This is a genomic window from Janthinobacterium sp. Mn2066 (assembly GCF_049319705.1).
Lineage (GTDB): Bacteria > Pseudomonadota > Gammaproteobacteria > Burkholderiales > Burkholderiaceae_D > Janthinobacterium.
This window is the reverse complement of the sequence record NZ_JBMOUF010000002.1, coordinates 629,285-652,984: the sequence shown is the minus strand read 5'-3', so window position 1 is coordinate 652,984 and position 23,700 is coordinate 629,285. Positions and strand designations below refer to the sequence as shown.

The 23,700-nt window shown below is 64.0% G+C and carries 9 protein-coding genes; 4 read left to right on the top strand and 5 right to left on the bottom strand.

The genetic code is table 11. From position 1 onward, the window contains the following. Positions 1-27: 27 nt before the first annotated feature. Positions 28-2,700, top strand: coding sequence for a M1 family metallopeptidase (locus ACL9RI_RS06165; RefSeq protein ID WP_422725694.1), 2,673 nt, complete (start codon positions 28-30; stop codon positions 2,698-2,700). 150 nt (positions 2,701-2,850) lie between these two features. Further along, the gene (locus ACL9RI_RS06160; RefSeq protein WP_422725693.1) at positions 2,851-3,294 is read left to right on the top strand and encodes a DUF2442 domain-containing protein; all 444 of its coding nucleotides are present in this window, start codon (positions 2,851-2,853) and stop codon (positions 3,292-3,294) included. Positions 3,295-3,835: 541 nt separating this feature from the next. Here the strand turns inward: ACL9RI_RS06160 and ACL9RI_RS06155 are convergent. Continuing rightward, positions 3,836-4,738, bottom strand: coding sequence for a LysR family transcriptional regulator (locus ACL9RI_RS06155; RefSeq protein ID WP_422725692.1), 903 nt, complete (start codon positions 4,736-4,738; stop codon positions 3,836-3,838). Positions 4,739-4,847: 109 nt separating this feature from the next. Between ACL9RI_RS06155 and ACL9RI_RS06150 the strand changes: the two genes are divergently transcribed. Further along, positions 4,848-5,771: an alpha/beta fold hydrolase gene (locus ACL9RI_RS06150; protein WP_422725691.1), complete on the top strand. Its 924-nt coding sequence runs from the start codon at positions 4,848-4,850 to the stop codon at positions 5,769-5,771. On the opposite strand, the gene ACL9RI_RS06145 is transcribed toward ACL9RI_RS06150, so the two are convergent. From ACL9RI_RS06145 to ACL9RI_RS06135, 3 genes are read right to left on the bottom strand one after another with little or no spacing between them, the layout of a single operon-like run. Then, positions 5,749-6,801 (bottom strand): OmpA family protein, encoded by a 1,053-nt coding sequence (locus ACL9RI_RS06145; RefSeq protein WP_422725690.1) that lies wholly within the window; start codon positions 6,799-6,801, stop codon positions 5,749-5,751. The two genes, ACL9RI_RS06150 and ACL9RI_RS06145, sit on opposite strands and share 23 nt — an antisense overlap. 26 nt (positions 6,802-6,827) lie before the next feature. Then, a complete protein-coding gene (locus ACL9RI_RS06140; protein WP_422725689.1) occupies positions 6,828-10,133 on the bottom strand; it encodes a hypothetical protein in 3,306 nt (1,101 codons plus the stop codon). Positions 10,134-10,179: 46 nt separating this feature from the next. After that, positions 10,180-21,774: a hypothetical protein gene (locus ACL9RI_RS06135; protein ID WP_422725688.1), complete on the bottom strand. Its 11,595-nt coding sequence runs from the start codon at positions 21,772-21,774 to the stop codon at positions 10,180-10,182. A gap of 567 nt (positions 21,775-22,341) precedes the next feature. Between ACL9RI_RS06135 and ACL9RI_RS06130 the strand changes: the two genes are divergently transcribed. Then, the gene (locus ACL9RI_RS06130) at positions 22,342-23,088 is read left to right on the top strand and encodes a YceI family protein (protein WP_422725687.1); all 747 of its coding nucleotides are present in this window, start codon (positions 22,342-22,344) and stop codon (positions 23,086-23,088) included. On the opposite strand, the gene ACL9RI_RS06125 is transcribed toward ACL9RI_RS06130, so the two are convergent. After that, entirely contained in the window at positions 23,051-23,680 is a 630-nt protein-coding gene (locus tag ACL9RI_RS06125) for a LysE family translocator (protein ID WP_422725686.1), read from the bottom strand. The genes ACL9RI_RS06130 and ACL9RI_RS06125 overlap by 38 nt on opposite strands. Positions 23,681-23,700: the final 20 nt, after the last annotated feature.

Genomic DNA, 23,700 nt, shown 5'->3' with positions numbered 1-23,700 from the left:
TTTTACCCCATGACCAACAGGCACTCCATGTATCGCAATCTTTCCCGCAGCCGCATCGCCGCAGCCGTGCTGACACTGACGGCACTGACAGGCGCCAGCTACGCCGCCACGACTTCGCCAGCCAAACAAGCCAGCGCCACCAATGCCACTACCACGCAATTGCCGCGCGGCGTCACGCCGCAGCACTATGCGCTGTCGCTGACACCGAACGCGCAGGCGGCCACGTTCGCCGCGCGCGCCGTGATCACCATCGACGTGGCCGCGCCCACCAGCTCGATCACGCTCAATGCGCTGGAACTGGTTTTCCAGCATGCCGATATCGCCGGTGCTGGCGGCAAGAAGCAAACGGCCAGCAAGATCGATGTCGATGCCGCCACGCAGACGGCCACCTTCCATTTCGCCCGTCCGCTGGCCAAGGGGCAATACAAGCTGGCGCTGGATTACAGCGGCAAGATCGGCACCCAGGCCACGGGCCTGTTCTCGCTCGACTACGATACACCGGCAGGCCACCAGCGCGCACTGTACACGCAGTTCGAGAACTCCGATGCGCGCAGCGTGATCCCGTCGTGGGATGAACCCAACTACAAAGCCACGTTCGCGCTCGACGTGACGGTGCCGAGCAGCCAGATGGCCGTCGGCAACATGCCCGTGGCGACCAGCAAAGACCTGGGCAACGGCAGCAAGCGCGTGAGCTTCGCCGTCACGCCGCGCATGTCCACCTATCTGCTGTTCTTCGGCCTGGGCGACTTCGAACGCGCGACAACCATGGCCGATGGCACGGAAATTGGCGTGATCACGCAAAAAGGTTCGCTGGCGCAAGGCAGCTTCGCGCTCGACGAATCGGCCAGGACTTTGCGCGAATACAATGATTACTTTGGCGTACGCTATCCGCTGCCCAAGCTGGACAATATTGCCGCGCCGGGCCGCAGCCAGTTCTTTGCCGCGATGGAAAACTGGGGCGCCGTGTTCACCTTTGAAAACAGCCTGCTGTTCAATCCGGCCATCTCGACCCAGGCTGACAAGGAAAATATCTACTCCACCCTGGCCCATGAAATGGCGCACCAATGGTTTGGCGACCTGGTCACCATGCGCTGGTGGGACGACCTGTGGCTGAACGAAGGTTTTGCCTCGTGGATGGAAAGCCGCACCACCGCCAAACTGCATCCGGAATGGAATACGGCGCTGTCCGCCGTGGGCGTGCGCGAAGCGGCCATGGGCCTCGATGCACTGGCCACCACGCACCCGGTGGTGCAGCGTATCGCCACCGTGGAACAGGCCAGCCAGGCCTTCGACACCATCACGTACCAAAAAGGCGAATCGGTGATCCGCATGCTCGAAGCGTATGTGGGCCCGGACACCTGGCGCGCGGCCGTGCGCAGCTATATGCGCAAGCACGCCTACAGCAACACGGTGTCGGACGACCTGTGGCGTGAAGTCGATGCGGCCGCCGGCAAGCCGGTCAGCGCCATCGCGCATGACTTCACCTTGCAGCCGGGCGTGCCTTTGATCAATGTCAGTGCAAGCACTTGCGCAGCTGGCAACACCACCGTCACCTTGACCCAGGACGAATTTACCAAGGACCGCGACAACAAAAAAGCCCTGTCGTGGCGCGTGCCCGTGATCGCGCAAATCGTCGGCAACGCGCAGCAGACACGCGCGCTGGTGGAAAACGGCAAGGCCGTCTTGAGCGTGCCAGGCTGCGGCCCTCTGCTGGTCAACGCCGGCCAGACCGGCTACTACCGCACCGTCTACACGCCGCACAATGCGGCGGCGCTGGCAGCGAGCTTTGCCGGCCTGGCCTCGATCGACCAGTTGGGCCTGCTGTCGGACAGCCTGTCGCTGGGCCTGGCCGGACGCCAGGACCCGGCCCAGTTTCTCGACCTGGTCAAGGCCACGCCCCTGAGCGCCGATCCGCAAGTGTGGGGCAAGGTGGCCGGCTCGCTGGCCAGCCTGCATGAGCAATATGCCGGCAGCAGCGGCCAGCAGCACTTCGACGCCTGGGCGATTGCCCGTTTGGCGCCGCTACTGGCCCAGACGGGCTGGCAGGCGCGCACCGGCGAAGCGGCCCCCGTGGCCACCTTGCGCAGCCAGCTGATCTCTACCCTCAGCGACCTGGGCGACCGCAACGTGATCGCCGAAGCACAGCGCCGTTATGCCGCACGCGCGCAAGACCCGGGCGCGCTGCCGGCCCCGCTGCGCCGCACCATCCTGGCCGTGGTGGCCCAGCATGCAGACGCCGCCACCTGGGACCAGCTGCACGCCGACGCCCAGGCTGAAAAAACGCCGCTGATCCGCAGCCAGCTGTATGACTTGCTGGCCTCGCCGAAAGACCCGGCCCTGGCCAGCCGTGCACTGGACCTGGCGCTGACCGATGAACCGGGCGTCACCAACAGCCCGGCCATGATCAGCCGCGTGTCGCGCGCGCATCCGGAACTGGCCTTCGACTTTGCGCTGGCCCACCTGGAGCAAGTCAACGCCCGCATCGACGCCAGCTCGCGCAGCCGCTACTTCCCGCGCCTGGCTGCCGCATCAAGCCAGGCAGCCATGATAGGCAAGCTCGAAGCCTACGCCCAGGCTCACCTGGCGCCGACCGCGCGCGGCGACGCCGACACCTCGGTGGCCGGCATCCGCTACCGCATCACCGTGCGCGAACAGCGCTTGCCGGCAATCGACGCCTGGCTGGCCAGGCAGGCTGGGTGATGTTGTAAATTAGTTGTAAAGTAGTCTGCAGGGATATGCTGCCTGGTACCGGGGCGGCATATCCCAAGCTCATCCTCAGAGTGGCGTCAGCCAGACGCCCGTCAAATCCCCCCTCAAAAAATACCCATAACGAAATGGGGGGGGAAATTCATGGACATCATTCGTACTAAAATCATCGATGCAGCGAATCGTCGCGGAGAAGCCAGGAAAGCGGCTTATGCTGGCGTAACGGCTGCGCGCTATGATCGCCACGTTTCCCGTATCGTGATTTCTTTCGATACCGGCCTGGACCTGTCATTTTCACCGCACCATGCGCAGGGGCTGGAACATGCGCGCCCGGCCGATCTGGACGTGATTGAAATCAGCCCATCTGGCCTGGGCATACACTTTCCAAAGATCGATGCAGACCTGTATATCCCGGCGCTGGTCGACGGTTTTTTAGGCTCCAGACGCTGGCTTGCGTCGCAAAATGGCAAAACCGGCGGCGCCGCATCGACCCCGGAAAAACGCAAGGCAGCCCAGGAAAATGGCAAGTCAGGTGGCCGCCCAAGAAAAACGCCAGCGGCAACCGTCAAAACCGGGGAACCGGCATAAGCAGCCGTCAACCTGGTTCCGGGCCACCATGACGACAATACCAGCACAAAAAAAAACCGGCTTCGCCAGTGCGGCAGCCGGTTGAAACGCTGTATCAGAGCGCAGGGATAAACAGGGTGGTCAGTAACAACACAATTCGTGCCGGTCAGTGAAGGTGTCCGGCAACCTTGGGGACGGGTATTCCGTCTTCCATGTGCATACTATGCCAGTCCGGCCCAATGATAGGCTTAGGACTTCATTAAGAACACCTAACAATACCTACTGCGCGTCGCGACTTGCGGCCTCCGATGCTCACTACCTCGGCGGCCCCGTGCAAGCACAGCTCCGCTTCTCAGCCACAAATCTCATCCGTTCGCTACGGTTTTGTCAGGTGTGGTAAGCCCCCTGCTTTTTCCCTCTTCGCATGTCTGGTGCCGATGGTTGAGCTCACCGGCTAAGCTGTTGAGTCATGCCCTGCATCCTAGCGCTCCCGGAGCGTAGTGATCTGCGCAAGACATGCTGTGTGCCAACAAGAGCATCATAACAGCGCCATATGACGGCCTTATGACGTAGCGCTAACCTTGAACCTGTTCCGCTGCCCCGCGCTCCTTACCGCATCGACCAGCGCTGTCACGGCAGGTGTCTTGCTCCGCGTAAACGCGTGGAAACGCGCATCGGGCAAGGCCGGCAGTCCTTCGGCCAGTCCCAGCGTGCGCAAGCCTTCGCGCATTTGGCTGGCGGCCAGCGGCGTGATGGCGAAACCGGATAGCGCGGCCGCCACGCAGCCAGCCATGCTGCTGCTTTCAAACGCCAGCCGCCAGGCTCGGCCTGCTTGCGCCAAGGCTAGCAGAGCCGCCTCGCGGTAGACACAAGAATCGGGAAACAGCGCCAGCGGCAACGCCTGCTGCGCATCGGGCAAGCGGCCTGCCGCATACGCCCACACCAGCGGCTCGGCCCACAGCAGTTCGCCGTCGGCCTCCGTGCGCGCACATTGCTTGCCGAAGATGACATCGATCTGCTCGTGTGCCTGGCGGCGCAGCAGCTTGGACGTGATGCCGACCTTCAACTCGATGCTCGCCTGCGGATGCCAGCGCTGGAAGGTTTCCAGCACCTGCGGCAACCAGCTGCCCGCGAAATCTTCCGACACGCCCAGCTTCAGCCGCCCCTGGATGGCCGAACCGTTCAAGGTGGCCCGCGCCTCCCGCTCCAGGTCGACAATATTGCGCGCATACCGGTACAGCACTTCGCCGGCCGCCGTCAGTTCCAGGCTGCGCGTCGTGCGGGTCAGCAATTGCTTGCCTGCACTCTGTTCGAGGCGCTTGATATGCCCGCTGATGGCCGATGGCGTCAGCGCCAGGTTCTGCGCCGCCAGCGCAAAACCGCCAGCGTCCACCACTTCAAGCAGGCTGCGCAGCAAGACGATGTCAAGGGTCGGGGATGCCGATGCGTGCCAGCTTGCGTCCATACCTGCTCCAATTCATCAAGATATGCACATAATATCGATGAATTACTCACGAATCAAATAGATACAGGGCGCTACGATGGATGGCATACCCCCTTCATCTGGAGCGACCATGCAACCGTATCACACCATCTCGACGCCATTGCTGGAGGTGGCTTACCTGGAATGGAATCCGGCCGGCCACCGCACGGCCGTGCTGGTGCACGGCTGGCCCGACAGCCCTGAAAGCTGGCGCGGCACGGCCACAGCGCTGGCAGCGGCTGGCTACCGCGTGCTGGCGCCCGCCCTGCGCGGCTGCGCCCCCACCCGCTTCCGCCATGCGGCCACGCGGCGCAGCGGGCAACTGGCCGCGCTGGGCCGCGACCTGCTCGATTTTATCGATGCCATGCAATTGCAGCGCCCCTTGCTGGTGGGCCATGACTGGGGCGCGCGGGCGGTGGCCAATGCCTGCGGTCTGCGCGCCAGCGCCGCTTCCGCGCTGGTCATGCTGTCGGTTGGCTATGGCACCAACGATCCACAGCAAGCGCTGTCGTATGGACAGGCGCGCAATTACTGGTATCACTGGTTCATGGCCACGCCCAGGGGACAGCATGCCGTCGAGCATGATCGCCAGGCGTTTACCCGCATGCTGTGGGATACGTGGTCGCCCGCTGGCTGGTACACGCAGGCCGATTTCGCCCGGGCCAGCCGGGCTTTCGACGGTCCCGACTGGGCCGAAGTGGTGCTACATTCCTATCGCCACCGCTGGGCCTTCGTCCAGGGCGACCCCGCCTATGCCGCTGACGAAGCCGCCCTGCAACCGGCGCCCGTCCTGCACCTGCCCACGCTGGTGCTGCACGGCGCGGCCGATACCTGCAACCATCCGGACACCTCAGGCGGACGCGAACGCTACTTCAGCGGGCCGTACCGGCGCGTGCTGCTCGAGGGTATCGGCCATTTCCCTCAGCGCGAAGCGCCGCAGGCGGTCGCCGGCGCCATCCTGGTGTTTGCCGACGGCCACCAGGCCAAGCAGCTCACGGCTGGGCGCTACTCTTGACACCTGTCAACTCAATCTCCACCCGCCGGTTCGGCTGCAGACAGGCGATCAGGGCGGTACGCGGCGCCACCTTGTCGCAGGCGGCGACCGGTTCGGATTTACCCTTGCCGTAGGCGCTGATGACGTTGGCGATGCCTTGCTCGCGCAGGAATTGTTTCACGGCCAGCGCGCGCTTTTCCGACAGGGCCTGGTTGTAGGCGTCCGAACCCAGCCGGTCCGTATGGCCCGTGACGGACAGGGTATCGATCTGCACATAGCCCTGCTTCAGGCGCGCGGCCAGTTCGCGGATCTGCGCTGCGCCCTGCGGCAGCAAATCGGTCGGCCCCGCTTTGTCGAACGGGAACAAGGCATCCATGTCCAGGGTAACGCGCTCGTGCGCGATGCGGGGCCGCGGCGGCAGCGGCTCTGGCGGCGGCTTGGGTAGATCCACCGGGCAAGCGGCGGCAGCGGACTGGGCCGCCGCCTGCGCATCTTCGGCCAGTTGCACATAGGGATTGGCGTGGCGCCAGCCTTGCTGCCTGTATTCATTGCCGGCATGCACCAGTTCCACTTCGCCACAGGCCACTTTTTGCGCCGCGCAGGCAAAGCCGGGCGACTGGTGCAGTTGGGCGAAACTGCGCCATAAATCGTCGCGCAAGCGCGTGGCACCATTCACCAGCGGCGTCTCGTCTCCGGGATTCGGCTTGCTGCCGGTTTCCAGCGAGGCAACGATCTTGGCCGATTCCTGCAAGGCCAGCAGGGGGAAGTCCGAACGGTCGTTGCGCGTATATTCATGGTAGGACACGTCCAGCCAGCATTGCGCCTTGGACAGATAATAGTCGCCTACCCGCACCCCGCCATCGTTGAGCTTTTTGATGCGCTCCTGCAGCAGCCGGTAAGCTTGCTGGTCGCCGGAAATGGCCTGGTCGGAAATACGCGCCTCGGGCAAGGCCAGCGGCGCCGCAGCCTGGATGGGAGTTGCTGCCTGGACCAGGCCTACGGCCAGCAGATTGGCCAGCGCTATCAATGTCGGTTTTTTTGTCAATTTCATGGTCAATACTTTCCGCATGGTGAGGTTCATGGCCGGGCCAGGGTGCGATTGATGGCAGGATCTTTGCCTTTGAACAGCTTTTCATCGAATTTGAAGCGCAGGCGCACATACGGGCCGCGCGCCGTATAGTCGGCGCCCGTCAGGTCGCGGTCGGAAAAACCGGACCAGTTATGGCCGGCCGACAGCCACAGGTTCTGCGCCAGCAGATAGCCCACTTCCAGGCCATTGGCCCATTGGCGCGTGCCCCCTTGCGGGCTGCCCATCACGGCCGTCAGTACGCCCACGTCCCAGTTCTTGCTGATGTCGTACACGGTGCGGCCCGAGAATAGCCAGGCCGTGTATTTTTCCTGGCCGGCCGGCAAGTTCTTATCGTTGTTGTGCTTGGCAGCCACCCGCCCCGTGAACCACCACGGACGGCTGGGGTGGTAATCGAGGTGGGTGGAAACAATATGGGCGCGGTAATTGTCGCCATCGATCTGCGACTGGTCGCGCACCGTCTTGTACTCGTAGCGGGCCAGGCCGTTAAAACGGTTGTCGTCCACCGGACGCCAGGCAAAGCCCAGCTGGGCCCGGTCCTGCAGCACATTGCCGATCGGCGCGCCGCTGGCGTCATCGTTATTGCGCGTGTACAGCAGGTAATTACGGGCCAGGAAAGTCCAGTCGCGGCTCAGCTTGCGGGCCCAGGCAATGGTATTGAGCCATTGGTCCTGGCGCTGGTCGCCCGGCGCGATCTGGCTGTCGAACAGGCGGCGGTATTCCAGCTTGACGGAAGCGCGCCACAGCGGGTTGGCGGAATAGTCGAGCCCGGCCGCCACGGCCACCGCTTGCTGCTGCTGGCCATTGATGACTTTCAGGTACTCCACATTGGTGCTCGCTGCCAGGCCTTCGCTGAGATTCCAGGTGTTGCGCACACCCGAGGCCAGTTGCAGATCGCGCTGATTGCTGAGGCTGTAATCGAGCGCATCGCGCATGCGGTACTCGCCAAACACGGTGCCGCCCGGCATGTAACCGGTATCCACGCCGGCGATAAAGCTGGTGCTGCGGTCGGCCGGATTCAGGGAATAGGCGGAGGCCAGGCCCGTCTGGTTTTCATAGCGGCCATACAATCGGCTGCGTTCGGCCAGCTGGTACTGCGCCCCCATCGCATAGCGGTGCTGGTCCGTGTCGGAGACGCTTTTTTCCACTTCGCCGTTCAGGGTCCAGCGGTCGGTAGCCTTGTATTGCGTGCCCAGCCGCACGGTGGTGGCGTCCAGCGGGCCGCTGGCGCCGCCGCCCACGCCAGGGTTGATCGGCGCAAAGGTGGTGATGCTGCTGCCGGTGACGGGGTCAATCGCCGTGTTGGCCGTGCCATTGCCAAAGAAGCCGCCAGTCGGGTTCAAGCCCGTGCCCAGCGGCGCCGTGTTTGGCGCTATGCCGGCCGTGGAAGGCAAGCCGCCGCTTTCCTTGATGTGCTGCACGGACACGTCGAGCAGCCAGCGCTCGGTGGCGTTCCAGGCCAGACCCAGCCGGGCTGCATCGCGGTGCGCATCGGTGCTGCGCTCGTCGCTGCGGATGGCCTCGCCGTAGACGGTGATGGCCGGATTGATTTTATAGCCAGCCTTCAATCCCGTTTCGCCGCGCCCGCCCGTGATGCCGGCCGCCGTGTTATTAAAATCCGTGTCGGAACGGCTCCAGTAGGCGCGCGCCTCCAGCTTGTCGTCCTTGTGCTGCAATTCCACCCGGGCCGCATTGCCGCTCACATCATCGCGCATTTCTCCCGCCTGGCCCGATGGCGTGGTGTAGATGCCGCCGCCCGCGTTGTAGGTGGTCGAGGTGGTGCGCGCCGCTTCGAGCACCAGCAGGGTATTGTCGCCGAAGCGCAAGCCGGCATTGACGCTATGCAATTTATACGGCGACAGCGGATTCTTGTCTTCCACGATGGCGCCGCCCAGCGAGACCATCTTGCTCACTTGCACCTGGCCATCGGCGCCCACGGTCCAGAATTTTTCGCCGCCCTGGTCCACCTCGTAGCTGATGCGGATCGATTGCGGATTGCCCGTCGCCGTCAGCGCGGGGATCGCCTGCTTGAACAGGATGCGACCGCTGAACGGCTCGAAGCTGTAATCCTCGAAGCGCTGCAACTGCGTCACTTGCAAAATGTTGCCATTCTGATTCTTGTCGCGCACCACGATCTCGATTTTTTCCGAGTTCTCGATGCCATTGTTGTTGCGTACGGCAAATGGCCCCGAGGTGCCGTTGGCGCGATATTCCTCGACCACCTGTTTTAAACTGTCGTTGATGGCAAAGACATTGGCGACGATGCCGTCTTTTTCATAATGGCCGCGTCCGCCCGTGGCCGTGCGGTTGTACTGGCCCAGCTTGCGTTGCTGCAAGTTCGCCACGCTGCCGCCGCCCGTCATCTGGCTGAAACCCTCGCCGGTGGCAAAGTCGCCATACAGCACATAGCTTTTTTCCTGGTCGATGCGCACATACAGGCGGTCGCTGGAACGGGCGTCGAAGTTGCGGATGGAACTGTCGCCATACACGGGGTAAAATTCTTCCGGATTGACGTCGCGCAAGAGGCGCGAACGCGTATCCTTGTCCGAGTCGTAGGCCGCCGTCAGCAAAGCGTCGCCACGGATGGTGCCTTTCAAGAACATCGCGGCGCGCCCCGCGATATTGGCCTTGCCATTATTAAAGCTGCGGCTCCAGCGGTCGATGTCGCGTTCAAAACCGTCATTGAAACGCGACGGTGAAATCGCGCTGCTCGACAGGCTGCGCTTGCTGATCACGCCGTCGATCAAGCCCACGGCCAGCATATCGCGCAATTCTGGCAAGAAACTGATCACGCCCTGGGCAGCGGTCGCACCGGCCGACACGCGCAGCAGCACGTCCTGCGGCGTGCCGGGCGCGATCAGGCTGAAACTGGCCTCGCCATTCTCCACTTTCAGCTGCGTGCCCGGCGTGACTTTATCTGCATCGCGGCGTTCCGGGCCCAGCTCGTCGGTACGGGCGCCGGCCAGCAGGATGCGCCCGCCGCTGGCCTCGATGGTCAGCAAGGCCGGCCCCTTCCAGGGCTGGCCCTGTTCATCGAACAGGGTAACGCGCACCGTGACGGCGCTCTGGCCATCGGCCGGCACGTCACTTTGATCCGTGTCAAATACGATGCGGGCAATACCCCGGTTGATGCTGTAATCCACGGCGCCGATACGGTCGTTAAACAAAGTTGGCGGCGCCACGCTGGGGCCGGCCACGCTGTCAGGCAAAGGCATTTGTGCGTGGCTGGCGGCCGGCAGCATCAGCAGCGCCAGCACCATGACCAGCCGCTTGCGTACAGGGAGAGGGTTCTTCATAGGCGACTTTTCATGAAATGGGGCATCAAACATGGCCAGGGTGCGCTTATTGAGCATGATTGCCTCCCGCTGCCGGCGTGGTGGCTGGAACGACGGCAGGCACAGGCTGGCTGCTGAAACTCTGGCCCGGCCCTGCCCGCTTGCCGCTTTCCGCGCCGCGTGTCTCGCCCTGCGCCCGGCGCTGCCTGACTTGTTCCAGCACCGGCGCCGAGCAGGAACCTTCGATGAAGTCGGCACGCATCAGCTCGCCGTTCTTGGTATCGAGGAACAGGCTGTGCGCATCGCCCAGGTTGCGGTTCGACGCTTCCATCATGCGGCTGCCGCGCGGCAAGGTCGAACCATCGACCTTGATCACATGACTGTTCGGCGTGATGCCGCAATAGCTGTACTTGCCTTCCACGTCGGTGGTGAAGTTGGTGCCATCCTCCATGTACAGGCGCACGCCCGGTATGCCCAGTTCCTCGGCATCCTGCACATGGTTGTGATTGCAGTCGACAAACACCTTGCCGGCGATACAGGCATCGGTGGTGAACACGCCGCCCGTCACCTTCACCCTGGCCCGCGCCTCGTTCGACGGCGGACCGTTGCTGGTGCTCGCCTGGGCCCGGTTGATGCCGTCCCCCTGCAAGGCGCCGACACCCACCCGCAGGCGGTAGCGGAAGGTCACGCTGGTATTCGGCGCCAGCGATTCGAGCTTGAACGACAGTTGCGGACCTGGCTTGCCGTCCGGATCGGCCTGCACCACATTGTTGCGCGTGGTGCTGCCATCGATGTAGCGGAAGCCGGCTGGCAGCTTGTCGAGCACGGTCACGCCGAATGCCGTCGCCACGCCCGTGTTTTTGACCTCGATGGTGTACTGCAAGCTGTCACCGAGTTCAGCCGTAGTCTTGTTGGCGATTTTGCTGATCAACAACATCGGCTTGTCCTGCGTGTTGAACACCACCGGCGTATAGCTGGGCGGCGTGGCCCCTGGCGTGGCCGGCAGCACGGCGCTATTGGCCGAACTGCCCTGCGCCAGCGCCCCGGCGGGCGGCACCGGCGACATCACGCCCGTGCCATCGACCACATAGCTGTGGCCGATATTGAAGCCGCCGCTTCCCGTGCCTTGCGAGGTGCTGGCATAGACCTGGTTCAACTGCGGCACGGTCGGAATCGCCGCCACGCTGCCAAAGTCCACCACCACCGTGAAGGCGATACTGCAACTTTCCTGCGGCAGCAAGTCGCCCTTGCCGGTGAGCAAGCCAAACACCGTCACGCCATTAAAGTCAGGATTGGCGACACAGGCCGTGGCGCCGGCAGGCTGCGGCGTCACCAGCAGGCTACCGGGCTTGAGGGCAACGCTGGTGGCCGTCGGGAACACCGCCTTCAGGTTTTCCACCACCTGCACCATGGTCGAGGCAGGCGCGCCGGCCGGATAGCGGTTGGCCGCCTGCACCACATAGCCGATCTCGAACTTGCTGGCATCGAGCTGCTGCTGCGACGCCACGGACTTGATCACGTCCACCACCTGTGCCTGCAGTACCACCGGCGTGGGCGTATCTTCGCCCGTGAACGGCACGCCGCCCACGGTTTCCGAGGCATTGCCATTACCGTTGGGGTCCACCTTGGCGATGATGGCCACCACTTCAGCCGCCGTTGCCACCGTGCCGACATAGGCTGGCGCGTTATTCGATGCATCGAACACGGCGTTGCCTGCCGGCGGCGTATAGCTGGGGTTCGGTGCGGCAGTCGCATTGGCTGCAGCGGCCACACTGGCGCGCGCCGCCAGCGCCCGTGCCAGGCTGATGGCGCCACCGGCATTGGCGCTCGCGCCGCTGACCGAGCTGGCAAATACGCTGTTGTTGTATATCGGCAAAGGCGTGCCCTGCACGGTCACTTGCACCGTGAAGGTAATCACCGTCAGCTCGCCTTCGGCCAGCGCCGCGTCGCCCGTCAGCAGACGCAGGTCGCTGCCATTGCAAGCACCCGTAAAGCCTGGGTTGACCGGCAATTGCTTGCTGCCGGCAATCGCTGGCGCCGCCGGTGGCGTCACGATGCTGCAACTGGCCGGCGCCGGGAAGGTGGCGAGCAGGCTGTCGAGCGCCTGCACATTGGCGGTCGTGCCCTTGCCCACGTTCTTGACCACCACCGTGTAAGGCACGGTGTAGACCTGGGCCGACAACTGCGTCACCTTGCCGACGGCCAGCGCCGCGCCGATGGCAGGCACGGCCACCTCCGTCACAGCCGTGCAATCGCTGGCCTGGGCGCAGCGCGGCCCATCGGGACCGGACGGCACTACCGTGTTGTTGAGCGCACCACCGCTGCTGACGGTGGCGCTGACGGTGACGGCCGCCACCGCATTCGGCGCCAGGCCGGCCGGCACCGTGCACACCAGCTTGTTGCCCGCCAGCGGCGCACAGGTGGCCGGCGCTACCGGCGTGACCGTGATATTGCTCAAATTAGCCGGCAAGTCATCGCTGAGGGTGACCGGCGCCGTAGTCGCGCCACTGCCGTTGTTGGCGGCTGTGATGGTCCAGCTGACCGTATCGCCGACCGTCGCCGTGGCTTTGTCGGCCACTTTTTTCACGAGTACGCTGGGGCTGCTGACGGTGGTGCTGGTCTGGCAATCGGCCGGCTGCAGGCAGGACGGCGCGTCGGGACCGGATGGCACCACGCTGTTGACCGCCACGCCCGCCTGCGTCACCCTGGCCGTGACCACGATGCTGGCCACCCCGCCATTGCCGCTCAAGCCAGCCGTGACGCTGCAATTGAGCACATTGCCCGCCACCGGGCTGCACGTGGCACCCGTCGCGTTGACGGTGATGCTGGCCAGGTTGGCCGGCAAGGTATCGACCAGGCTGATGGCGGCACGGGTGGCGCCGCTGCCCGTATTGGTGGCCGTGATGGTCCAGCTCAAGGTATCGCCCAGATTCGCCGTCGTTTGGCCGGCCACTTTCTTGATGGCGACTTTCGGCCCCGTCAGCACCACGTTCGACTGGCAATCGCCAGCCTGGGCGCAGGCCGCATGGTCGGGACCGCCAGGCACCACGCGGTTCGATAAAGTACCTTCCGCACTGCCGCTGGCCGTGATGCGGATGCTGCGCGTGCCATTCACGGCCGCCAATTGACCGGCGGCAATAGTGCAGGTTTGCACGCTGCTGGCCAGCCAGCTGGACAATGGCGGACAAGTCACGCCCGCGTCCGCTACCACGTTCGACACCGTCAGGTTGGCCGGCAGGATATCGGCCAGGGTCACCACGCCCAGGTTGGCCGCACCGCCGCTGTTGACGGCAGTGATGGTCCAGACGATGCTGTCGCCCAGCCTGCCCGTCGCCACGCTGGCCGTCTTGGTGACGCGGATCAGCGCGCCCGGCATGGTGACGATGGCCGTGTTGGGCAAATCGTTCTGCACTTCGGTGGAACTGGTGCCGATGTTGCTGACGATGGTAGAGAGATTGCTGGCGGGCTGGATATAGGCCAGGGTGAAGCTGTGCGTCTCGCCGGCCGCCAGGCTGGACGGCAAGCCTGTCACGATCAGCATGCCGCTGGACGGATTGTAGCTGCCGGCCGCGCCAGTCAGGTTGACACCCAGCAGGCCCGGCGCCAGCGTCAGGCGGTACGTGACATTATCGGCCGTGCCGGGCCCCACGTTGCTGAAACTCACCGTGCCCGAAATTTGCATGCCGGCGCTGGTGCTGCCGGGGAAGCCGTTCAGGCTGGTGGTGACGTCGACCAGCAGCTTGTTCACCGTGCTGCTGGTCTGGCAATCGCCGGCCTGCGCACAGACGGCATTATCGGTGCCACTCGGCAAGACGCTGTTTTGCAGCAAGCCGGCCGCCGTCGCCGTGGCGCTGACGACCACTTGCGCCACCGCGCCCGGGACCAAACCTGGCGCCACGCTGCAGCTGAGGATGCTGCCCGCCGCCGGCAAGCAGCTGGCCAGTTGCGTCGACAACACTTGCACATTGCTTACGCCGGCCGGCAAGGTGTCCGTCAAGCCTATCGCCGCCCGGGTAGGACCCGTGCCGTTATTGCTGGCAGTAATCGTCCACGTCACCGTATCGCCCACGTTCAGGCTGGTTTTGTCGACGCTCTTGCGCACGGCCACATTCGGCGCGGACAAGGTCGTCGTTGCCTGGCAGACGCTGGCCTGTTCGCAGGCAGGATTATCCGGGCCGCCCGGCATGACCCGGTTCGACAGCGGACCCGCCACGCTGCCACGGCCCGTGATGCGCACGCTGCGGCTGCCGTTGAGGGCCGCCAGCTGGCCGGCCGCCACGCTGCAGCTTTGCACGCTGCCGGCCGTCCAGCTGGACAGTGCCGGGCAGCTCACGCCCGCATCGGGCGTGACGCTGAGCACGGTGATATTGGCTGGCAATACATCGGCCAGTGTCACCGGGCCCTGGTTGGCCAGGTTGCCCGTGTTCCTGGCCGTAATGGTCCAGCTCAGGGTATCGCCCACGGCCGCCGTGGCCTTGTCGACCGTCTTGATGACGCGCACCAGGGGGCCAGGCAAGCTGGTGGTCGCCGTCTTCGGCAAGCCCACAGGCACGGCCGGCGAGGTAGTGGCAATCACGCTGGTGATGCGCGAACTGTTGCTGGCCGGCTGCATATAGAACAGGCGGAAACTGGCGCTCTGGCCGCTGACCAGGGTCGCTGGCAAACCGCTCAGCACGTACAAACCGGTGCTGCCGTTATACACGCCGCTGACGCCAGGCGCACCGCTGATCGCACTCAGCGAGACGCCTGCCAGGCCTTTTTCCAGCTGCAGGCTGTACGTGACATGCTCCGCCACGCCTGCGCCCTGGTTGCTGAAAGTGACCACACCATTGATGGTGTCGCCCGCATTGCTGCTCGGCGGGAAATCATTCAAGGTGGTGGTCACGTCCACCAGCAAGGCCGACACCAGCGTGTTGCTGTTGCAATCGCCTGCTTGCAGGCAGACCGGATTATCCGGCCCGCCCGGCACCACAGTATTGTTCAGGCTACCTGCCACGGTGGCGGTCGCGCTCAGCTTGACACTGGCGCTGGCGCCGGCGGCCAGGCCAGCCGGCACGCTGCAGGTAACGACATTGCCCACCGGCGCAGCGCACGTGGCTGGCGCCACCGGCGCCAGCAGTATATTGCTCAGGCCCGCAGGCAAGGTATCGGTCAAGGTCACGATACCGGTGCTGGCGCCGGTGCCGCTATTGCGCACGCTCAAGGTCCAGGTCAGCGTATCGCCGACATTGGCAGCCGCCTTGTCCACGCTCTTGCTGACATTCAGGCTGGGGCTGCTGACAGTGCTGCCGGTGCTGCAATCGCTGGCCTGCAGGCAGGCAGGACGGTCTGGACCGCTGGCCGTGACGCTGTTCTGCAGCGAACCGGCCACGGTGGCGCGGGCGCTGATCTGCACGCTGGCGTAAGCACCGGCAGCCAGGCCAGCCGGCACGCTGCAGCTCAGCACATTGCCGGCGACCGGCGCGCAAGTGGTGGGCGCCGCTGGCGTGACGACGATATTGGCCAGGCCGGCCGGCAAGCTGTCCGTCACGGTGGCGACGGCCGTGCTGGCGCCGGTACCGTTGTTGGCCAGGGTAATGGTCCAGGTGAGCGTGTCGCCGATATTGAGGGCCGCCTTGTCGACGGTTTTCTTCAGTGCCAGCAGCGGACTGGTGACGTTGACCGTGCTGAGGCAGGCGCTGGCCTGGGCACAGGCTGGATTGTCGGGACCGCTAGGCATCACCTGATTCGCCAGGCTGCCACCGGCGCTGGCGTGGCCGGTCAGCACGATCTTGCGTGCCCCATTGTTGGCCGCCAGTTGACCTGCGGCAATGCTGCAGCTCTGGCTGCTATTGGCCAGCCAGCTGGCCAGCGGTGGGCAGGTGACGCCGCTGTCGGGCGTGACGCTGGTGACGATAATGTTAGGGGGCAAGATATCCGTCAGGGTGACGACGCCCTGGTTGGCCAGGCTGCCGGTATTGCTGGCGGTAATCGTCCACGTGATGTCCTCGCCTACATTGGCCACGCTCTTGTTGGCCGTCTTGCCTACGCGCACGATGGAACCCGGCGTAGTCACCGTGGCCACGTTCGGCTGGTCGTTCGGCACTTCGGTCGAACTGGTGGCGATGCGGCTGGTGACGGTCGACAAATTGTTGGCCGGCTGGGTGTAGCGCAGCTGGAAGCTCACGCCCTGCCCTGCCGTCAAAGTCACCGGCAAGCCGACAAAACTCAGCTGGCCGCTGGCGGCGTCATAGCTGCCCGACACACCGCTCACGCTGACACCTGTCAGGCCAGGCGTCAGCTGCAAACTGTAGTTCACGCCTTCAGCGGCGCCAGGGCCGATATTGCTGTAACTCACCGTGCCCATGATGGTATCGCCCGCATTGCTGCTGCCGGGGAAACCATTGAGCGTGGTCGTCACGTCGACCAGCAATTTCACCACCGTGCTGCTGGTGCTGCAATCGGCAACCTGGTTGCAGACGGGATTGTCGGGGCCGGAAGGCAGCACCGTGTTGACATAGATGCCTGCCGCCGTGGCCACGCCCTTGACAACGATATTGAGCGAGGCGCCCGCCGCGAAACCGGCCGGTATGGTGCAGACCAGCTGGCCGCCAGCCGGCGCGCCGCAAGTGGCCGGCGCTGCCGGCAACACCTGGCCCAGGGTCAGGTTGGCCGGCAAGCCATCGGTCAGGGTAATCACGCCCGTGGTGGGGCCGGTGCCGTTATTGCTCACCGCAATCGTCCAGGTCAGCGCATCGCCGACATTGATATTGCTCTTGTCGACGCTCTTGCGCACCGTCACTTGCGGGCTCAATAGCGTGGTGGTGCTCTGGCAGGAAGACGCTTGTGCGCAGGCCGGGTTATCGGGTCCGCTCGGCAATACCTTGTTGCCCAGGTTACCCGCCAGCGTGCCGCGCGCTGCAATCGTGATGCTGCGGCTGCCGTTCGGCGCCAGTTGGCCGGGCGCGATGGTACAGGCCTGGGCGCTGCTGGCTTGCCAGCTGGCCAGTGGCGGACAGCTGACGCCGGCGCCCGGCGTCACTGCCGTGACGGCCACGTTGGCCGGCAAAATATCGGTCAGGGTCACCGGACCCAGGTTGGCCAGGCTGCCCGTATTGACGGCCGTGATGGTCCACGTCACCGTATCGCCCACGTTGGCCACCTGCTTGTCGGCCAGTTTGGTAACGCGGATGATAGGACCAGGCACCGATACGGAGGCCGTATTCGGCAGGTCGTTCGCCACTTCCTGCGAAGTGGTGGCGATGGCCGACGTCACCAGCGACAGGTTGTTGGCCGGCTGCGTATAGCTGATATTGAAACTGGTGCTCTGGCCGCTGACCAGGCTGGTCGGCAAGCCTGCCAGGGTCAGCACGCCGGTGCCGCTGTTGTAAGTTCCGCTTGCGCCCGTCACCGTCACGCCGGACAGGCCGGCCGTCAGCTTCAGGCTGTACGTCACGCCATCGGCCGCACCCGGTCCCACGTTGGCATAGCTGACGACGCCGGAAATCAGGTCGCCGGGCTGGGTATTGGGCGGGAAGTTATTCAGGGTAGTCGTCACGTCCACCAGCAGCCGGACGACATTGGTGGTGGTGCCGCAATCGCCAGCCTGCGCGCAGATGGGGTTGTCGGGACCGGATGGCAGCACGCTGTTGACGGCGGCGCCGGCCAGGGTCGCCGTGGCTTTCACCACCACCTTGGCCGAGGCGCCAGGGGCCAGGCCGGCCGGCACGCTACAAGTGAGGGTGGCACCGGCGATCGCTGCGCAGGTGGTGGGAGCTTGCGGCGCGACCTGGATATTCGTCAGGCCGGCCGGCAAGGTATCGAGCAGGCTGACGATACCGGTAGTCGGCCCCGTGCCGCCATTGCTGGCCGTCAAAGTCCAGCTAATCGTGTCGCCCACATTGGCATTCGCCTTGTCGGCGGTTTTCTTCACTGTCACGCTGGGGCTGGTGACATTGCTGCTGGTCTGGCAATCGCCCGGCGTGGTGCAAACGGGGTTGTCCGGACCGGACGGCACGACGCTATTGGCAAACGTGCCGGCCATGGTTGGCTGCGCCGTGACATTGACGCTGGCCGTGGCATTCGCGGCCAGGCCGGCCGGCACGGTACAGGTCAGGATATTGCCGACGACCGGCGCACAGGTAGCGGGGGCTACCGGCGTCACCACCAGGGCTGTCAAGTTGGCCGGCAAGGTGTCGACCAGGGTCACGGGGGCCGTGGTCGCGCCGCTGCCGCTGTTGCTGACCGTCAAGGTCCAGTTCAGGCTGCCACCGATATTGACGGTGGCCTTGTCGACAGTCTTGCTGACGGCCACTTTCGGGCTGGTGACGGTCGATGTGGCCTGGCAATCGCTGGCCTGCCTGCACTGCGGTTCATCTGCACCGGACGACACCAGGCTATTGACATACGTGCCCGCGATGATGGGGCGCGCCGTCACGGTAAAGCTGGCGGCGGCGCCAGGCGCCAGGCCGGCCGGCACCGTGCAAATGAGTTCATTGCCCACCGGTGCAGTACAGGTGGTGGGGGCCACAGGCGTGACCACCAGGTCACTCAGATTGGCTGGCAAGGTATCGATCAACAGCATGGGCGCGTTCGTCGCGCCATTGCCGGTATTGTTGGCCGTCACGGTCCAGCTCAGGGTGCCGCCGAGATTCACGCTGTTCTTGTCGACCGTCTTGGTCATCACCACCTGCGGCTTGGTGATGGTCGTGGCCGTCTGGCAAACGGCGCCCGAAGCACAGGCAGGATTGTCAACGCCAGCAGGCCGCACCAGGTTCAGCACGCTGCCTGCCTGCCAGGAATGCCCGATAATCGTGACCGTGCGCACGCCATTGTTGGCCGCCAGCTGGCCGGCGGCAATCGTGCAGGACTGCGAGCTCGACGCAACCCAGCTGGCCAGCGGCGGACAAGTCACGCCGGGCGCCGTCACGGAGGTGATCATCAGGTTGGGGGGCAGGATATCGGCCAGGGTCACCACGCCCTGGTTGGCAATACTGCCCGTGTTGCGGGCCGTAATGGTCCAGGTAATATCCTCGCCCGCGTTCGCGGTGGTTTTATTGGCCGTCTTGGTCACGCTGATATTGGGTCCCGGCACGGCCACGGTGGCCGTATTGGGCAAATCATTGGCCACTTCCACCGAGGTAGTCGCAATCGTGCTGGTCACCGTCGAGGCATTCGTACCGGGCTGCGTGTAAGACAGGCGGAAACTGATGCTTTGTCCGGGCGCCAGACTGACCGGCAAGCCGGACAGCGCGATAAAACCCGTACCCGCGTTATACACGCCAGTCAGACCAGTCACACTGACATTGCCTATGCCAGCCGGCAACTTCAGGGTGTAGCTCACGCCTTCGGCCGTACCCGGCCCCTGGTTGGTATAGGTAACCGTGCCGCTGATGGTGTCGCCTGCATTGGTCACGCTGGGGAAACCATTCAAGGTCGTGGTCACGTCGACCAGGGCTTTTTGCACGGTGGTGCTGGTCTGGCAATCAGCCGGCAACAGGCAGGCCGCGCCATTGCCGCCCGATGGCAGCACGCTATTGACGAAACTGCCATTGAGCGTAACCACGGCCGACACTTTCACCTGGGCGGCGGCGCCCTGCGCCAGGCCGGCCGGTACGGTACAGCTAAGCGTATTGCCAACCAGGGTAGAACAGGTGGTCGGCGCCGTGGGCGTGATGACGATATTGCTCAGGTTCCCAGGCAAAGTATCGGTCAGGATCAAAGGCGCGGTGGTGGCGCCCGTGCCGCCATTGCTGGCGGCCAGGGTCCACGTCAAGGTATCGCCCACATAGGCGCTGGCCTTGTCGACGGTTTTCTTCACGCTCACGAGGGGATTGACGACACCCAGCGATTTGGTGTCGACGTTATTGGCCGGGGTCGGGTCCAGCGTCGCCGAAGCGGCCGTGGTGGTAATCGACAAATTGCCGCTGGCGGGCAAATTGAAGGTCGCACTGCAGTTGATGCGCGAATTGACGGTAAACGGTACGGCCGGGGCGCTGCAGGTTGCCGTGGCGCCTGCGGGCAAGCCGCTCATCACGCAGCTGGGCGTGACGGCGGGATCGGGGCCGTTATTCGTGCACACGCCCGTGACGGTAATGCTATCTCCCGCATTGTAGGGACCGGCCGGTATGGTGGTGACGGCTTGCATGTCGGCCTGCAGCCGGCGATTGCTGATGGTGCACGTCACGGGCGCATCGGGCATCGTCAGGCTGCCCGAGACCGTTGCGCCGGTAGCGATAACGGCGGCCGTATCGGTGCGCGCGCAACTGTAGCTGCTCTGGTATTGCGCCAGGCTGGTCCCCGTTCCTGCCGTTTCTGCCAGGTTCACCGAAGTGCCCACCCGCACCGTGGCGCTGGCCGTCGCGCCATTGCCGGCGGCCGTGCCCAGCGTGCCGTTTGCATTCATGATGAACAAACCAGCATCGGTCGCTGGCGTGAGCGCCTTGAGCACCGTCAGGGTATTGCTCTTTGCCGTGGCGGTGGTGGTGCTGCTGTTGTTGCTCAGGTCTGGATCGGTTTCGTTGGGCGAGACCGTCACGCTGGCCGTGTTGGCGATGCTGGCGACATTGCCCGGCGTGGCGTTGATGGTGATCGTCAGGTAAGCGCCACTGGTGGGCGCGTTGGCGGCCGCATTGACGGGCAGGATGCCCATGGTGAGGTTGATGGTATTGCTGCCGGAACCCGAGCTGGTCGCACCGCAGGAAGCACCGCCGCTGGCCACGCAAGTCCAGCTGACATTGCTCAAGCTGGCCGGCAGCACATCGGACAACTTGGCGCCGGTGCTGCTGGCCGCCCCCCGGTTCCACACTTTCACGGTATAGCTCAACGGCGTGCCGACGGTGAACTGGGCTGGCCCCGCCTTGTTGACGGCCAGGTCAGCCTTGCTATTGGTGCAACTGGCATACGAACTGGCCAGGCTGGGGTCGCGCAGCTGGGAGGCCGGGATGATTTCACTGACGCCATCGGGACGCGTCCAGCGCATGTGCATGTAATTGATGCCGCCCACGTTATTCCACAGCACGCGGGCCAGATAACAGCCGCCCGGCGTGGCGCTATTGAAATTGCCGGGCAGATTCTGGAAATCCGTTTCGTTCGATGAATAATCAGAAACACTGCCCACCGGCACGTTATAGGCAGCAGCGCGGTAATTGGTGGAATACTGGGTGGAGAAATCCACTTTCACGTCATCGTCATGCGCTACGCTGAATTGGTAATTGCCGGCCTGCGGAAATACCACCAGCGTGTACATGACGCGGCCCTGGATCCAGTTGCGGCAGGCGCTCAGCGTGCTCTGGCTATCCGTATTGCATAACTGCGCGCCGTCGCCCGTGCCCGCATTGCTCCAGTTCATCTGCGGCGAGCTGCCCGTACGCGCAGCGTTCAGGCCGGGATTCGCATCGAGCGCCAGCAGGCTGGCCACCCGCGCGCTGGTGCCGGCATTAAAACTGTTGTCGTAGTTGGGGGTGGGTGGATTGGCCGGCACGCGCGAAGTGCCCCGGTAATCGGACCACAGCACCTGCGCACTGGCTGGGACAGCGGCACCCAGCAGCATGGCTGCAAGGGCCAGTACGCTGGCCTGGCGGGAATGCCGCAAGGAACGCAAATTGCAGAACAGGCGTGACACCAGTGACGTGAGATGCTGGCGGCTGCGACGTGGGACCGCTCCCAGGAAGAGTTTTGTCATATTTTTCGCTATGAAATGCTGCTACGTGAAGTAACACAGACATGCATATCAACCTGTCATCTTGTGACATGACGATATGAATACTTAACAGTTCAAGCGTACGACAGTTGAGTTCGGTTTCTTTTGCGCAACACCATTTTAATTATTTGTTGACATTTGACAACGAATTGCCGGCATTTTGCTGCGCACAATTAAGCCATTTTATTTTTTGGATATACTGGCCGATCCGAAAAATCGCAAAAGATAATTTTTATGCAACAAAATAAAACTATCAAATGAATAGTTTTTCCCATTAATACAAAATAAAAATGTGAATTATCACCAGTCAACTTCAATAAAATTCATATTCGCTTATTCATGCTGAAACGATTGAGTTTTCCAGCATTGCCGCTACGGCTTCCGCCGACGCTTCCGGCCAACCATATCCGGCCATGCCACAGGCCTGCCCCATGCCAGGCTGGACAGGCATGGCAACGCTGGCTGAAACAGCGCCGTATCGTTTACTATCGGGACATTGCGCCATGCGCCTTCGCCCTTTGCTGCACGCTACGCCAGGAGTTGTCACCGATGTCCACTGTCCGCCGCTACGCCCTGCTTGCCTGCGTCTGCGCCCTGCTTGCCGCCTGCACCCCGCTCTCGCCGCCTGCCGCCTCGACCGCGCCAGTCCCGGCCCCGGTCCCGGTCCCGGTCCCGGTCCCGGCGCAGCCTTCGCTGCCGCACGGTGCGCGCGTGCTGCATATCGCGCCACAGGAATCCCTGCTGACCATTACCGTGCGCCGCGGCGGGCCGCTGGCGCGCCTGGGGCATGACCACGTGATCGCCAGCCATACCCTGCAAGGTACGGTCGCGCCCGCGCTGGGACGGGCCGAGTTCCAGTTCCGTCTCGATGAATTAAGCGTGGATGAAGAGGGATTGCGGCAAAAGGCCGGGCTGACGACGACGCCGTCGGCCGACGCGATTGCCGGCACGCGCCACAATATGCTGGTGCGCGTGCTCGATGCCGAGCGCTACCCGTGGGTGCACATCGCGGCGCGGCGCACGGGCGACGGTACATTGCTGGAGGCAGAGATCACCCTGCATGGCGTGACGCGCACGGTGCAGGTGCCCACCGAGATCGTCGAGGCGGCCGATGGCGGCAGGCTGCAGGCCAGCGGCAAGCTGCTGTTGAAGCAAAGCGATTTCGGCATTACGCCGTTTGCCATATTGGGCGGCGCGATGGCCGTGCAAGACCAGATGGAACTGGCCTTCCAGATCACGGCCACCGCCGAAGATACGCTCAGCGCGCCAGGATCAGGCGCAAGCCCAGGCCGATGAAGATGGTGCCGGCCACGCGGTCCAGCCACAGGCCGGCGCCTGGATGGCGGTTGACCCATTTCCCGATGGCGCCGGAAAAATAGCCCAGCAGGCCGAACAGCAGGCAAGCCTGGGCCGTAAACACCAGGCCCAGCTGCGCCGTTTGCCAGGCCACGCTGCCGTGACCGGCAATCACGAACTGCGGCAGGAACGACAGGAAAAACAGCACGACTTTCGGATTGATACTGTTGGCGAACAATCCCTTGGCAAACAGGCGCAGCAGCGATTCATCGGGCAAGGCGCTGGCGCCATCGACGCGCGCACCGCCACGGCTGCGCAAGGCGCCGATGCCCAGCCATACCAGGTACAGCCCGCCCACCACTTTCAAGGCAGTAAAGGCAATCGGCGACGCGGCCAGCAGGGCCGACACGCCGATGGTCGCCAGCAGGGTGTGGGTGAGGCAGCCCAGGGCGCAGCCCAGGCCGAACGCCATGCCCTGGCGCCGGCCGCGCGACATGCCCACGCCCAGCACCATCAGGTTATCGGGGCCGGGACTGGCGGTAATCATCAGGGCCACGCCCAGGAAGGCGATCAATTGTTCGGGACTCAGCATGGTGCGTGCTCGCAAATAAA

Coding starts and splice junctions, on each gene's coding strand:
- ACL9RI_RS06165 (WP_422725694.1), top strand. CDS start 28: ATGTATCGCAATCTTTCCCGCAGCCGCATCGCCGCAGCCGTGCTGACA.
- ACL9RI_RS06160 (WP_422725693.1), top strand. CDS start 2,851: ATGGACATCATTCGTACTAAAATCATCGATGCAGCGAATCGTCGCGGA.
- ACL9RI_RS06155 (WP_422725692.1), bottom strand. CDS start 4,738: ATGGACGCAAGCTGGCACGCATCGGCATCCCCGACCCTTGACATCGTC.
- ACL9RI_RS06150 (WP_422725691.1), top strand. CDS start 4,848: ATGCAACCGTATCACACCATCTCGACGCCATTGCTGGAGGTGGCTTAC.
- ACL9RI_RS06145 (WP_422725690.1), bottom strand. CDS start 6,801: ATGAAATTGACAAAAAAACCGACATTGATAGCGCTGGCCAATCTGCTG.
- ACL9RI_RS06140 (WP_422725689.1), bottom strand. CDS start 10,133: ATGAAGAACCCTCTCCCTGTACGCAAGCGGCTGGTCATGGTGCTGGCG.
- ACL9RI_RS06135 (WP_422725688.1), bottom strand. CDS start 21,774: ATGACAAAACTCTTCCTGGGAGCGGTCCCACGTCGCAGCCGCCAGCAT.
- ACL9RI_RS06130 (WP_422725687.1), top strand. CDS start 22,342: ATGTCCACTGTCCGCCGCTACGCCCTGCTTGCCTGCGTCTGCGCCCTG.
- ACL9RI_RS06125 (WP_422725686.1), bottom strand. CDS start 23,680: ATGCTGAGTCCCGAACAATTGATCGCCTTCCTGGGCGTGGCCCTGATG.